The following is a 13477-nucleotide window of genomic DNA, read 5'->3' as shown; positions in this document are numbered from 1 at the left end:
AATGACTGTTTTCATAGGTCCAATGCCATGCGTCATCAGCCACTTGCACTGCCATTCGACCCGGCCGGGATTGTGCTCGACCGCCGCCGCGGGCTAAGCCTGCAGTTGTACCAGGCGTTGCGTGCAAGGGTGCTGGATGGGCGCCTGAGCAGTGGCACCCGGCTCCCGGCCAGCCGCGATCTGGCCAAGGTGCTGGCGCTATCGCGGAACAGCGTGGTGCGCGCCTACGACCAGTTGTACGCCGAGGGCTACATTGAAAGCCGGGTAGGCGATGGCACCTATGTCAGCCGCCTGCCAAAACTGTCCACAGAAGTATCCACAGGGTTATACCCTGGGTTATCAACAGGGTTATCCACATTTGTGGATAAAAGCACTGAGGATTTATCCAGCAATGCGTCTTCCAGCGTGCCGCTGGATCGTCTGAAAAATCATCATCTGCCCGCGCCCCGCAGCGGCCCACCTCGGGCCTTTCGGGTCGGCGTGCCCGCGTTCGATCTGTTCCCGTTCGACGTCTGGGCCAAGCTGCATGCGGGTTTCTGGCGTAATCCCGATCCAGCCCGGCTTGGGTATGGCGACCCAGCCGGTGAGCCGCAGCTGCGCGAACTGATCGCCGCTTACCTGCGCCAATCCAGGGGCATCAGCTGCACGGCTGGGCAAATAGTGATCACCAGTGGTGCACAGGAGGCCATAACCCTTTGTGCACAGCTGCTGGTGCAGCCTGGGCAGGCCGTGGCTGTGGAAAACCCGGGCTATCGGGCAGCAGGGCATGCCTTTGCCGTAGCGGGTGGTCAGGTCAAGGGTGTACCAGTGGATGCCGAGGGCCTGGATTGCGCCAGGCTCGAGCAGATACAGGACTGCCGCGTGGCTTACGTTACCCCGGCTCACCAGTACCCCACCGGCATCACCATGAGCCTCGCCCGCCGCCTGCAACTGCTGGCCTGGGCCGAGCGCAGCGACGGTTGGATCATCGAGGACGACTACGACGGCGAGTACCGCTACAGCGGCGCACCGCTGGCGCCGTTGGCTGCACTGGATCAGCAGGGGCGGGTGCTGTACGTAGGCACTTTCGGCAAAATTGCCTTCCCGGCTTTGCGGCTGGGGTACCTGGTATTGCCCCAGCGTTTGGTTGAGCCCTTCAGCCAGGCGCGGGCACTGGCGGTGCGTCATTCCGAGGTAGGTACGCAGTCGGTGATGGCGCAGTTCATGGCGTTGGGGCACTTCCAGCGCCATATCCGGCGCATGCGGCGGGCGGCACTGAGCCGGCGCAATGTACTCAAGGCCGGTTGGCCGACCACCGTTACGGGCTTGGGTGCGATGCCGGAAGTGGCAGCGGGGCTACACGTCATGGTGCCTGTGGATAACTTTGCTCGAGAGCAGGAGCTGGTGGCATTGGCGGAGGCGGCGGGGGTTGAGGTGAATCCGCTCAGCGGCTATTGGCTGGACGACAGCGATGAGCCTGTGGACAAGCGCGCAGGCCTGGTGCTCGGCTTTGCCGCAGTCCCGGAAGCGCAGATTGCAGACGCCGTGATGCGCCTGCGCAAGGCATGGCGCTAGAAGCCCGCTAGAGAGTGCGCGCTGGCCCTGTAGGAGCGGCGTGAGGGCCAGAACGCTATCAGGTACCGGACTTGATCCGGGTCCAGGCGCGGGTCCGGGCTCGCTCGGCGTCGCGGGCCAAGGGTTTGAGGGTGTACAGCGTTTGCATCGCCTCAGCCGTCGGGTACAGGTTGGGGTTGTTGCGAATCGCCGCGCTGACTTTCTCGGTAGCGTCCTTGTTGGGATTGGGGTATCCGACAAAGTCGCTGATAGGCGCGATCACTTCTGGGCGCAGCAGATAGTTGATGAACACATGCGCGTCCTCGGCGTTGGCGGCATTCTTCGGAATCGCCAGCATGTCGAACCAGATCGGCGCGCCTTCTTTGGGCAGGCGCATATCCACGACTACGCCATTGTTGGCTTCGCGGGCACGGTTGGCGGCTTGGGAGAAGCTGCCGGAATAGCCGACCGCGACGCAGATATCGCCATTGGCGATGTCTGCCATGTACTTCGAGGAGTGGAAGTAGGTGATATACGGGCGAATCTTCAGCAGCAACGCTTCGGCCTTCTTGTAGTCCTCGGCCTTGTTGCTGTTCGGGTCCAGGCCCAGGTACTTCAGCGCCAGCGGCAGCACCTCCGACGGCGAGTCGAGCACGGCCACGCCGCACTGCTTGAGCTTGGCCAGGTTTTCTTCCTTGAAGATCAGGTCCCAGCTGTCCACTGGCGCGTTGTCGCCCAGCGCTGCCTTGACCTTGGCTGGGTTGAAGCCGATCAGCACGGTGCCATACATGTAGGGCACCGCGTACTTGTTGCCGGGGTCATTGGCTTCGATCAGCTTCATCAGGGCCGGGTCAAGGTGCTGCCAGGTGGGCAGTTTGCTGCGGTCCAGCGGTTGGAACACGCCGGCCTCGATCTGCTTGGCCAGGAACACGTTGGACGGTACCACGACGTCATAGCCGGAGTTGCCGGTCAGCAGCTTGGCTTCAAGCGCTTCGTTGGTGTCGAAGATGTCGTAGATCAGTTTGACCTGGCTGTCTTTTTGGAAGTCAGTCAGGGTCTGTGGGGTGATGTAGTCGAACCAGTTGTATACGCGCAACGTGCGCTGTTCGGCCTGGGCCTGGATGGCACTGCTGAGCAGGCCAACGGCGAGCAGCGGGGCAAGCATGTGCTTTAGGGTGATCATGGTCAGGCTCCTGGCTGGGCACGCTGGAAACCTTCCAGCACGTTGACTGCGTTGATGCCGATTTCTTCCACAGCGTAGCCACCTTCCATCACGAACAAGGTCGGCTTGCCCAGGCGCGCGATGTGCTCACCCATCTCCAGGTAGTCGGGGCTATCGAGTTTGAACTGCGAAATCGGGTCATCCTTGAAGGTATCGACGCCCAGCGAAATCACCAGCACATCCGGTGCATAGCTGACGATGCGCTCGCAGGCCGCCACCAGCGCCTGCTTCCACGCCGCCCAGTCGCTGCCGGCAGGTAGCGGGTAGTTGATGTTGCAGCCCTCGCCGGGGCCTTCGCCGAGTTCGTCGGCATAACCGAGGAAGAACGGGAATTCGTCCTGCGGGTCGCCATGAATAGAAGCGAAGAACACATCATCTCGTTGGTAGAAGATGTCCTGAGTGCCGTTGCCGTGGTGGTAGTCGACATCGAGGATCGCCACTTTCTTGTGTCCCTGGTCGAGGAATGCCTGCGCAGCGATGGCGGCGTTGTTCAGGTAGCAGTAGCCGCCCATGACTTCGCTGGCGGCATGGTGGCCCGGTGGTCGGCACAGCGCAAAGGCAGCGTGGGCGCCTTGCTGGATAGCGTTCTGGGCGGTGAGGGCGACCTGCGCAGCGCTGTAGGCGGCCTGCCAGGTGCCGGCGGTGATCGGTGCACCGGCATCGAAGCTGTAGTAACCCAGCTCGCCATGCAGCCCGGTTGGTTTGACCTGGCGCAGAGTGCGCGCTGGCCAGGTGAACGGCAGCAGGTCGCCGTCGTGGCCCAGCGCTGCCCAGCGCGCCCAGGCGCCTTCGAAGAAATTCAGGTAGTCGGCGCTGTGGATGCGCTGCAATGGTGCGCGGCCAAAGTCGCGAGGCGCCTGTACCGGGCCAAGATTGCGCGCCTTGACCCGATCAAGCACGTGATCGGCGCGCGAAGGCATCTCGAAGCAGGGCATCAGCTGCCCGTCGATCAGCTCGCAACGGCCGTGGTGCAGGCGGTGGTCATCGGAATAAATCGTCAGCATTTTGTTGTTCTCCGAAGTAACTGGCGTGCGCCATTGTCGGCGGCACGCAGCTGAGGGAGAACGGCAGGCATGGCCAAAAGGGGATCAATGTGGCCAAGCTCGCTGGCCACTCTGGGCTAACCGCGAAAGTGGCTCGGCGCTACACCGCTCCAGCGTTGAAAGGCATGGCGGAAACTCGCCGTCTCGCTGAAGCCGAGGGTTTCGGCGATTCGGTAAATGGGCATCTGGTCCTCGGCGAGCAATTGCTTGGCACGCTCGAAACGCAGGCTGTCGAGGATCTGCTGGTAGCTGCTGCCCAGCAACTGCAGGTGCCGGCGCAGGGTCCGCGAGGAACAGTTCATCTGGCGTGCCAGGCCTTCCAGCCCAGGTGCTGCATCCAGTTGCTGCAGCAGCAACTGGCGAATCCGCCCCAGCCAGGCCTGGCGCCCGGTGAACTCCAGGTTCAGCTGGCGACAGCGCTCACTCATGGCCTTGTGGGTAATCGGGTCGGCCAGCGGCAGCGGCGTGTCCAGCCAGCGTCGCTCGAAGGCGAAAGCGTTGTCACGGGCGGTAAAGCCCAGCGGACAGTCGAAGGTTTCGGCATAAAGCCCGTGATAGGCAGGCGCTGGCTGAGCAAAGCGGGCCGCCAGCAACGGCAGCCGCTGGCCGAGCAAGTCTTCGCAGATGGTCTTGAGGGACACCAGGCAGAATTCGGCATTGAAGCTGGCCAAGGCTGGGCTGTCGGAATAGTCACTGGCACTCAGCCACACCCGCTGGCCATCTTCAATCAGGCGCAGGCTGAACACGGTGCCCAACAGCGCGGGGTAGCGCAGCGCCAGGCGCAGGGCGTCACCCAAAGTGGCACTGGAGAGCAAGGCGTAACCGAGCATGCCGTAGCACGACACATGCATGCGCCGGCCCAGCTCCAGGCCGATCTCCTCGCGCCGGGCCACGGCGTTGGCGCACACCTGCAATTCCTGTTGGGTGGTGATGCGCGCATCGGCATGGCCAAGGTCGGCCGGGCCAATGCCGCTGCCGGCCAGCAGGCTCGAGGCGTCGTTATGCTCTTCCTGAAAAACCTTGAGGATCAGCGAAACGGCATTGAGGGTGGTCAGGTGGCTGTGCAGCATGCTCGTCTATCCCGTGGCTTGGGAGGGATTAACGAGCAAGTTGTGTGCCGCACCGCTGGGCTGATACCCCGCGGCGGTAAAGCGCAGATAAAAAAAGGGCCCGATGCATGCGCTCGGGCCCTTGAAAGGTCGAGAGGTGTCTAGTCCCTCAAACCTGGTGAGACGGGTTACAGCAGCCGGTTATGCCTTGAGTGGCACCAGGCGTGGAGCAATCATGTTTTCCGGACGCAGGATGTCGTTGAGCATCGCTTCGTCGAGCAGCTTCTCTTCACGCACCAGTTCCAGTACGCCGCGGCCTGTTTCCAGGGCAATGCGGGCGATACGGGTGGCGTTTTCGTAGCCGATGTACGGGTTCAGTGCGGTGACCAGGCCGATCGAGTGCTCGACCAGTTCACGGCAACGTTGTTCGTTGGCAGTGATGTCGACGATGCAGTGCTCGCGCAGCATGTCCATGGCGCGCTGGAGCAGGCGGATCGAGTCGAAGATCTTGTAGGCGATCAGCGGCTCCATCACGTTCAGCTGCAGCTGGCCACCTTCGGCGGCGATGGTCAGGGCGAGGTCGTTGCCCATGATTGCGAAGGCAACCTGGTTGACCGCTTCCGGGATAACCGGGTTGACCTTACCGGGCATGATCGAGCTGCCTGGCTGACGCGCCGGCAGGTTGATCTCGTTGATGCCGGTACGTGGGCCGCTGGACAGCAGGCGCAGGTCGTTGCAGATTTTCGACAGCTTGACTGCAGTACGCTTGAGCATGCCCGAGAACAGCACGAAAGCGCCCATGTCGGAAGTCGCTTCGATCAGGTCGGCAGCCGGAACCAGTGGCTGGCCGCTGATGGCAGCCAGGCGCTGCACGGCGAGCATCTGGTAGCCCGGGTCGGCGTTGATGCCGGTGCCGATGGCGGTGCCGCCGAGGTTGATTTCGGTGAGCAGCTCAGGAGCCAGCGAACGCAGACGGTTGAGGTCTTCGGTCATGGTGGTGGCGAAGGCGCGGAATTCCTGACCGAGGGTCATCGGTACGGCGTCCTGCAGCTGGGTGCGGCCCATCTTCAGTACGTGGTTGAACTCTTCACCTTTGGCAGCGAAGGCCTGGATCAGGCTGTCTAGGCTGGCCAGCAGCGCGTCGTGACCCAGCAGCAGACCCAGACGGATCGCAGTCGGGTAGGCGTCGTTGGTCGACTGCGCCATGTTCACGTCGTTGTTCGGGTGCAGGTACTGGTACTCGCCCTTCTGGTGACCCATGGCCTCCAGCGCGATGTTGGCGATGACTTCGTTGGCGTTCATGTTGGTAGAAGTACCAGCACCGCCTTGAATCATGTCGACCACGAACTGCTCGTGGTAGTCACCACGGATCAGACGGGCGCAAGCCTCGCTGATCGCAGCATGCTTGGCATCGCTCAGGTGCCCCAGCTCACGGTTGGCATCAGCAGCAGCCTGCTTGACCATCGCCAGGCCCACTACCAGTTTCGGGTAGTGCGACAGCGGGACGCCGGAGAGGTGGAAGTTGTTGGCAGCGCGCAGAGTCTGGATGCCGTAGTAGGCATCAGCAGGGACTTCAAGGGTACCAAGCAGATCTTTTTCGACGCGGAACGATGCAGCGGAGGACATGATAGATATCATCTCGAGTTTGACCCGGCACCTGCCGGAATGCCGCCAATCCTAGGCTGGAGCGCATTTGTCGGCCAATGCTGTTAGGCGCTATCCTATGCACAAACGGCATAATGATTGATGTGACGTCAACTGACATTCGAGCGTGTTCCATTTTGGTGCATGCCGGGAGATGGCTGCATGAACCTAGAAAGCAAATGGCTGGAAGATTTCAGCGCGCTGGCCTCGACGCGCAGTTTTTCGCAGGCGGCCGAGCGTCGCTTCGTTACCCAGCCTGCTTTCAGCCGGCGTATCCGCAGCCTTGAAGCGGCACTTGGGCTGACCCTGGTCAACCGCTCGCGCACGCCAATCGAGCTGACCGAGGCCGGGCAGCTGTTTTTGGTCACGGCGCGCACGGTTGTTGACCAGTTGAGCGAAGTTCTCCGCCATTTGCATCATCTGGAAGGGGGGCAGGGAGAGGTTATTCAGGTGGCTGCGGCGCACTCGCTGGCTTCGGGGTTCTTCCCGCGCTGGGTGGCTCAGCTGCGTAACGACGGCCTCAACATTGCCACCCGGCTGGTCGCGACCAACGTTGGCGATGCCGTGCATGCCCTGCGCGAAGGCGGCTGTGACCTGATGCTGGCCTTCTACGACCCCGACGCTGCGCTGCAGATGGATGCCGAGATTTTCCCGTCGCTGCACATGGGCACCACCGAGATGCTGCCGGTGTGTGCTGTGGGGCCGGATGGCCAGCCGCTGTTCGACCTTGAGGGCGAAGCCAGCGTGCCGTTGCTGGCCTACAGCGCCGGGGCGTTTCTGGGCCGTTCGGTGAGCCTGCTGCTGCGCCAGCGCAACCTGCGCTACACCACCGTTTATGAAACGGCGATGGCCGACAGCCTCAAGAGCATGGCCCTGGAGGGCATGGGCGTGGCCTGGGTGCCGCGTCTGTCGATGCAGGGTGAACTCGCCCGCGGCGAGCTGGCGGTGTGCGGCAGCAGTGCCTGGCATGTGCCGCTGGAGATCCGCCTGTACCGCTGCGCACTGGTGCGCAAGGCCAACGTAAGGCTGCTGTGGCGCAAACTGGAAGGCGGCACAGTTGACCCAAAAGTCAGCCAAACCCCCGAAAAATAGGCTCGACAGTTGGTCGCCAGGGGTGCCGGGATGCGCTTGCGTTACGTTATACTGCGCGGCCCCTGGACCGGATAGATATTCCGGTCGTGATCAGCATACAAGCCACGCCGGTCGTCCCGCGTGGCTTGTTGTTTTTTGACGCGCCTGCGGGCGCACAAGCGAAGAGGCTCGACGATGAGTGCACTGGTTGGCGTGATCATGGGCTCCAAGTCCGATTGGTCCACCCTTAGCCACACCGCCGATATGCTGGAAAAACTCGGCATTCCCTACGAAGTGAAGGTGGTTTCTGCCCACCGTACTCCGGATCTGCTGTTCCAGTATGCCGATGAGGCCGATGGCCGTGGCATCGAGGTGATCATCGCCGGTGCTGGTGGCGCTGCCCACCTGCCAGGCATGTGCGCCGCCAAGACCCACCTGCCGGTACTCGGCGTGCCGGTCCAGTCGGCCATGCTTTCGGGCGTCGACTCGCTGCTGTCGATCGTGCAGATGCCGGCCGGCGTGCCGGTCGCGACCCTGGCCATCGGCAAGGCAGGCGCGATCAACGCCGCGCTGCTGTCGGCGAGCATCCTCGGTGCCAAGTACCCGCAGTTCCACGCCGCGCTCAAGCAGTTCCGCGTAGAGCAGACCGAAACCGTCCTGGACAATCCTGACCCGCGTCAGGTTTGAGGCTTAGCACATGAAGATCGGTGTAATCGGTGGCGGCCAGTTGGGCCGCATGCTGGCCCTGGCGGGCACTCCGCTGGGCATGAACTTCGCATTTCTCGACCCGGCTCCGGACGCCTGCGCCGCGCCGCTCGGCGAGCATCTGCGGGCTGACTATGGCGACCAGGACCACCTGCGCCAGTTGGCCGACGAAGTCGACCTGGTAACCTTCGAGTTCGAGAGCGTCCCGGCCGAAACCGTGGCCTTCCTCTCGCAGTTCGTGCCGGTATACCCGAGCGCCGAAGCCCTGCGCATTGCTCGCGACCGTCTGTTCGAGAAGAGCATGTTCCGCGATCTGGGTATCCCGACCCCAGCCTTCGCCGACATCCTCTCGCAGGCTGAACTGGACGCGGCGGTCGCCAGCATCGGCCTGCCGGCCGTGCTCAAGACCCGTACCCTGGGTTACGACGGCAAGGGCCAGAAGGTGCTGCGCACAGCTGAAGACGTGGTCGACACCTTTGCCGAGCTGGGCAGTGTGCCGTGCCTGCTTGAAGGCTTCGTGCCGTTCACCGGCGAAGTGTCGCTGGTGGCGGTGCGTGGTCGCGATGGCGAGACGCGCTTCTACCCGCTGGTGCACAACACCCACGACAACGGCATCCTGCGCCTGTCGGTTGCCAGCGAAGACCACCCGCTGCAGTCGCTGGCCGAAGACTACGTTGGCCGCGTGCTCAAGCAGCTCGACTATGTCGGCGTGATGGCGTTCGAGTTCTTTGAAGTCGACGGTGGCCTCAAGGCCAATGAAATCGCCCCGCGCGTGCACAACTCCGGGCACTGGACCATCGAAGGCGCCGAGTGCAGCCAGTTCCAGAACCACCTGAGGGCCATCGCCGGCCTGCCGTTGGGTTCGACTGCCAAGGTCGGTGAGAGCGCCATGCTCAACTTCATCGGTGAAGTACCGGCGGTGGACAAGATCGTCGCCGTCGACGACTGCCACCTGCACCACTACGGCAAGGCCTTCAAGGTCGGGCGCAAGGTCGGCCACGCCACCCTGCGCTGCGCCGACATGGTCAGCCTGCATGAGAAAATCGCCGAAGTAGAGGCGTTGATCGCAGGCTGAGGGAACCTCTGCCGGTTGCCTGCCCTCTGAGATGGCAACATGCCAAAGCGCTGTCTAGGCTTTGGCATGTCTCATCTTCAAAAGCAGAGGGATTGCCATGGGCATCATCGGAACCATTTTCATCGGCCTCATCGTTGGCTTGCTGGCGCGCTTCATCAAGCCAGGCGACGACAGCATGGGCTGGATCATGACCATCCTCCTGGGTATCGCAGGCTCCCTGCTGGCGACCTACGGCGGCCAGGCACTGGGCATCTATCAGGCCGGTCAGGCTGCAGGCTTCTTCGGTGCGCTGGTTGGCGCCGTGGTCCTGCTGGTGATCTACGGCATGATCAAGAAACGCTGATTGCACGGTAGAATGCTCGGCAATTCTCCCCGAGTTGCCGAGCGTTCTCATGCGTGCGTTGTTCCTCCTTCCCCTCCTGCTGGCCAGCACCCTGGCCCATGCCGAGCTGCCCGAAACCGACTGGCTGGAACTGATGCCCAAGTCGGACCAACTGGCGCTGGAGCAGATGCCAGAAATCGATCATGACTCGCCTGAAGCTACCGGTACCTTTACCGACAAGGGCGGCCTTAAGCAGAGCAAAGGCTTGCCGGCAGTGATGTACTCGAGCAAGACCGTGCCGGCCATGAACGGCAAGCAGATTCGCCTCGGTGGTTATCCGGTGCCGCTGGAAAGCGACGCCAAGGGCAACAGCACGTTGTTCTTCCTGGTGCCGTATCCAGGCGCCTGCATCCACGTACCGCCGCCACCGCCTAATCAGTTGGTGCTCGTGCGCTATCCGAAAGGCTTGAAGATCGACGATATCTACACACCGCTGTGGGTCAGCGGGCGTCTGCAGGTGGAGAAGGTCAGCAATGATCTGGCGGATGCTGCTTATGCCTTGGAGGCCGGGCAGGTGCGGGTTGTGGAGGATGCGGACCTTTGATGTAGGTCCCCGAAGATAGGTGCAGCACTGCAGAATGCCGGGGGCCGCTGCGCAGCCCTTTCGCGACCCAAGGCCGCTCCTACAGGGGACCGCGTTGGCAAGTAATGCGCAGTCACTGTAGGAGCGGCCTTGTGTCGCGAAATGAGGGCGCAGCCCTCACCGAGGCCAGCAGATCAGAGCCTCGCTGCCTATCTGCAGGCTCAACACATGCCGCTCACCAGCCTTGAGCTCAACCAGATCATCCCAGACATTCGCCGTCTCGATGCACAGCATTCGCTGCCAGCCATCGTCGGCCATGTCCGGCAATTCGCGGGCGCGGTCGGTCCAGGGGTTCCAGATCACCGCCGAACGCGAGCCGCTGCTGGTAAGGGTAATCCGTCGCTGCCAAAGCGGGTCGACAATGCTTAGCTGCTCAGGGGTATCGAGGTAGATGCGATCGGTTTCGCCGCTGAAACCCAGCGCGTCCTGCTGCGTGCGTTGCTCCCAGTCAGCCAAGGTCTCGATGTAGCTCAGCCCTGCAACGCCTTCGACCTGCGCCTGGCGCACATCGCTGACGGCAAAGTAGCTGTGCAGCGCCTGGCTGATGGTGACGCTGTCATCCCCCAGGTTGTGACTGGTCAGGGTGACACTGAGCTGCGCGCCAACCTCGATCAGCAGCTTCAGCTCGACCTTGTGCGGCCAGCCCGGCAGTTCGCCGTTGGCAGCCTCAGGCAGCGAGAATTGAATCTGCACGGTTTCGCCCGCCTGCTCGATGCCCAGCAACTGCCAGTCACGGCCACGCACCAGCCCATGAGCCGGGGCCTCTGCGCCGCTGTACATTTTTTGAACAGACTGTGGGTTGCGTTGCAGGTTGCCAAACCAGGGCCAGCATACCGGGACCCCGGCACGCACCGATTTGCCCTGGCGGAACAGCGCTTGCTCACTCAACCACAGCAGCGGCGGTTGGCCGATGCGCTGATAGCTGAGAATCTGCGCGCCCTGCTGAGCGATCAGCAGTTCCGCCTGCGGGCAGCTGACGCGCCAGCAAGCTAGCTCGCCGTGGGTTTCGGTTTCGACCTGAAAGTTAGCCATACGCTCATCTCGTTGTTTGCACCTGGGTTTCCGACCCTGTGCTGTGCAACGAGTTTAACCCCGGCGTGGCTCAGCGACGAGGGACCGAGCGGGTGCGGCCACTGCCATCGATGGCGACGAACACGAACACCGCCTCGGTGACCTTGCGCCATTCGCTGGACAGCGGGTCGTCGCTCCACACTTCGACCATCATCTGGATCGAGCTGCGGCCAATTTCTACAGTTTGGGTGTAGAACGACAATTGCGCGCCAACCGCCACCGGGACCAGAAAGGCCATGCGGTCGATCGCCACGGTTGCCACCCGGCCACCGGCAACGCGGCTGGCCATGGCGGTACCGGCGAGGTCCATCTGCGCGACCAGCCAGCCGCCGAAAATATCGCCAAAGCCATTGGTTTCGCGGGGCAACGCGGTGATCTGCAGGGCCAAATCGCCTTGCGGGATAGGATCTTCTTGTTCGAGCTCAATCATGCCGTGGGGCCTCTGACCCGTGACGCTTCGTTGGTTGGCGCAATCAAGGTCGCCGTGAAAACGATCAGCCCATACTACGCTGATTTCGTTTTGGAGGGCGGCCGCAGGGAAACTCTGCGAAACCGCCTGAGCATAATGACCGGCGTTTTCGCACAACATCCCACAACGGGAGCATTCTTTTCATTCGAATGGGCAGTATATAGACGCATGCCGCCACGGACGACCATGCATTGATGAATATCGAGAGAGTTTTTCTGCCGCTATGAGTGCCGGCAGGCAATTTGTTATCTTCTTCCCTCAACTATCCAGAAGCCGCGTTGCAAGCGGCCTGCACGTCCAACAAGAGACTTCCGATGACCTCCGTGCCGAGCAGTATCGAGCAGCCTTCGCGGCCGCTGACCCGCAGTGACTACAAGACGCTCTCGCTGTCCGCCCTGGGCGGGGCGCTGGAGTTCTACGATTTCATCATCTTCGTGTTCTTTGCCACCGTGGTCGGCAAGCTGTTCTTCCCGCCGGACATGCCCGAATGGCTGCGCCTGATGCAGACCTTCGGCATTTTTGCCGCAGGTTACCTGGCGCGGCCCTTGGGCGGCATCATCATGGCGCACTTCGGTGACCTGCTCGGGCGCAAGAAGATGTTCACCCTGAGCATCTTCATGATGGCTCTGCCGACGCTGATCATGGGCCTGCTGCCGACCTACGCGCAGATCGGCCTGTGGGCGCCGATCCTGTTGCTGCTGATGCGGGTGATCCAGGGTGCGGCGATTGGCGGGGAAGTGCCCGGCGCCTGGGTGTTCGTCTCCGAGCACGTGCCGGCGCGCAATACCGGCTACGCTTGCGGCACCCTGACCGCCGGGCTGACCGCGGGCATCTTGCTCGGCTCGCTGGTGGCAACCCTGATCAACACCGTCTACACCCCGGTAGAAGTGGCCGATTATGCCTGGCGCATCCCGTTCCTGGTCGGCGGTGTATTTGGCCTGTTCTCGGTGTACCTGCGCCGCTGGCTGCATGAAACCCCGGTATTCGCCGAGATGCAGCAACGCAAGGCCCTCGCCGAAGAGCTGCCGTTGCGGGCAGTGCTGCGTGACCACCGTGGCGCGATCGTGCTGTCGATGCTGCTGACCTGGCTGCTGTCGGCAGGCATCGTCGTCGTCATCCTGATGACCCCGGCGCTGCTGCAGACGCTGTATCAGGTCAGCGCGCTGGATTCGCTCAAAGCCAACAGCGTGGCCATCGTCCTGCTCAGCCTGGGTTGCATTGCCGCTGGTAGCCTGGCCGACCGCTTCGGCGCCGGGCGTGTGCTGGTGATCGGTAGCCTGGCGCTGCTGGCCAGCTCGTGGACCTTCTACCACAGCCTGCCCAACCACCCCGAGCTGCTGTTCCCGCTGTATGCGGTAACCGGCATGTGCGTTGGCGTGATTGGCGCTGTGCCGTATGTGATGGTCAAGGCGTTCCCGGCGGCGGTGCGCTTCAGCGGCCTGTCGTTCTCCTACAATGTCGCCTATGCGATCTTCGGCGGGCTGACGCCGATGGCGGTGACCGGCCTGTTGAAGATCAGCCCGATGGCGCCGGCTTACTACGTGGCGGTGCTGTGCACGGTCGGCCTGCTGGTGGGCCTGTATCTGCTGGCGAAAAAACGCTGACAGAGGCGTTTCAGCTTTAACAAAAA

General features: G+C 62.5%; 13 protein-coding genes. 7 read left to right on the top strand and 6 right to left on the bottom strand.

Translation table 11 applies throughout. The features are described from left to right. Window positions 1-27: 27 nt before the first annotated feature. A complete protein-coding gene (locus ACQZ2L_RS02525) occupies window positions 28-1554 on the top strand; it encodes a PLP-dependent aminotransferase family protein (protein WP_430324594.1) in 1527 nt (508 codons plus the stop codon). A gap of 58 nt (window positions 1555-1612) precedes the next feature. On the opposite strand, the gene ACQZ2L_RS02520 is transcribed toward ACQZ2L_RS02525, so the two are convergent. From ACQZ2L_RS02520 to aspA, 4 genes are all read right to left on the bottom strand, one after another. Beyond that, complete coding sequence (locus tag ACQZ2L_RS02520) at window positions 1613-2716, bottom strand: polyamine ABC transporter substrate-binding protein (RefSeq protein WP_430324593.1); 1104 nt, start codon at window positions 2714-2716, stop codon at window positions 1613-1615. 2 nt (window positions 2717-2718) lie between these two features. Further along, the gene (locus ACQZ2L_RS02515) at window positions 2719-3759 is read right to left on the bottom strand and encodes a histone deacetylase family protein (RefSeq protein WP_430324592.1); all 1041 of its coding nucleotides are present in this window, start codon (window positions 3757-3759) and stop codon (window positions 2719-2721) included. Between the two features lie 116 nt (window positions 3760-3875). Then, window positions 3876-4868 (bottom strand): AraC family transcriptional regulator, encoded by a 993-nt coding sequence (locus ACQZ2L_RS02510; protein WP_430324591.1) that lies wholly within the window; start codon window positions 4866-4868, stop codon window positions 3876-3878. A gap of 180 nt (window positions 4869-5048) precedes the next feature. Next, window positions 5049-6473 carry an aspartate ammonia-lyase gene (gene aspA, locus ACQZ2L_RS02505; RefSeq protein WP_430324590.1) on the bottom strand — a complete coding sequence of 475 codons (1425 nt, stop codon included), beginning with the start codon at window positions 6471-6473 and terminating at the stop codon, window positions 5049-5051. Window positions 6474-6653: 180 nt separating this feature from the next. Here aspA and ACQZ2L_RS02500 point away from each other — a divergent pair, with 180 nt between their 5' ends. The 5 genes from ACQZ2L_RS02500 (at window position 6654) to ACQZ2L_RS02480 (ending at window position 10268) form a co-directional block, all read left to right on the top strand. After that, a complete protein-coding gene (locus ACQZ2L_RS02500; protein ID WP_103435531.1) occupies window positions 6654-7583 on the top strand; it encodes a LysR substrate-binding domain-containing protein in 930 nt (309 codons plus the stop codon). Window positions 7584-7757: 174 nt separating this feature from the next. Continuing rightward, window positions 7758-8249: a 5-(carboxyamino)imidazole ribonucleotide mutase gene (gene purE, locus ACQZ2L_RS02495; protein WP_101322841.1), complete on the top strand. Its 492-nt coding sequence runs from the start codon at window positions 7758-7760 to the stop codon at window positions 8247-8249. 10 nt (window positions 8250-8259) lie between these two features. Continuing rightward, complete coding sequence (locus tag ACQZ2L_RS02490; RefSeq protein WP_430324589.1) at window positions 8260-9342, top strand: 5-(carboxyamino)imidazole ribonucleotide synthase; 1083 nt, start codon at window positions 8260-8262, stop codon at window positions 9340-9342. A gap of 97 nt (window positions 9343-9439) precedes the next feature. Continuing rightward, window positions 9440-9685 (top strand): GlsB/YeaQ/YmgE family stress response membrane protein, encoded by a 246-nt coding sequence (locus ACQZ2L_RS02485; protein WP_101322843.1) that lies wholly within the window; start codon window positions 9440-9442, stop codon window positions 9683-9685. Window positions 9686-9734: 49 nt separating this feature from the next. Next, on the top strand, window positions 9735-10268 hold the full coding sequence (locus ACQZ2L_RS02480) for a DUF3299 domain-containing protein (RefSeq protein WP_430324588.1): 534 nt from the start codon (window positions 9735-9737) through the stop codon (window positions 10266-10268). A 156-nt stretch (window positions 10269-10424) separates the two neighbouring features. Here the strand turns inward: ACQZ2L_RS02480 and ACQZ2L_RS02475 are convergent, their stop codons facing one another. Continuing rightward, a complete protein-coding gene (locus tag ACQZ2L_RS02475) occupies window positions 10425-11339 on the bottom strand; it encodes a D-hexose-6-phosphate mutarotase (RefSeq protein ID WP_430324587.1) in 915 nt (304 codons plus the stop codon). Window positions 11340-11409: 70 nt separating this feature from the next. Then, window positions 11410-11808, bottom strand: coding sequence for an acyl-CoA thioesterase (locus tag ACQZ2L_RS02470; RefSeq protein ID WP_101322846.1), 399 nt, complete (start codon window positions 11806-11808; stop codon window positions 11410-11412). A gap of 353 nt (window positions 11809-12161) precedes the next feature. Between ACQZ2L_RS02470 and ACQZ2L_RS02465 the strand changes: the two genes are divergently transcribed. Further along, window positions 12162-13451, top strand: coding sequence for an MFS transporter (locus tag ACQZ2L_RS02465; protein ID WP_430324585.1), 1290 nt, complete (start codon window positions 12162-12164; stop codon window positions 13449-13451). Window positions 13452-13477 lie beyond the last annotated feature (26 nt).

The sequence above is a fragment of the Pseudomonas shirazensis genome, from assembly GCF_050496565.1.
Taxonomy (GTDB): domain Bacteria; phylum Pseudomonadota; class Gammaproteobacteria; order Pseudomonadales; family Pseudomonadaceae; genus Aquipseudomonas; species Aquipseudomonas shirazensis_A.
This window is presented reverse-complemented; position numbering and strand designations above follow the sequence as displayed.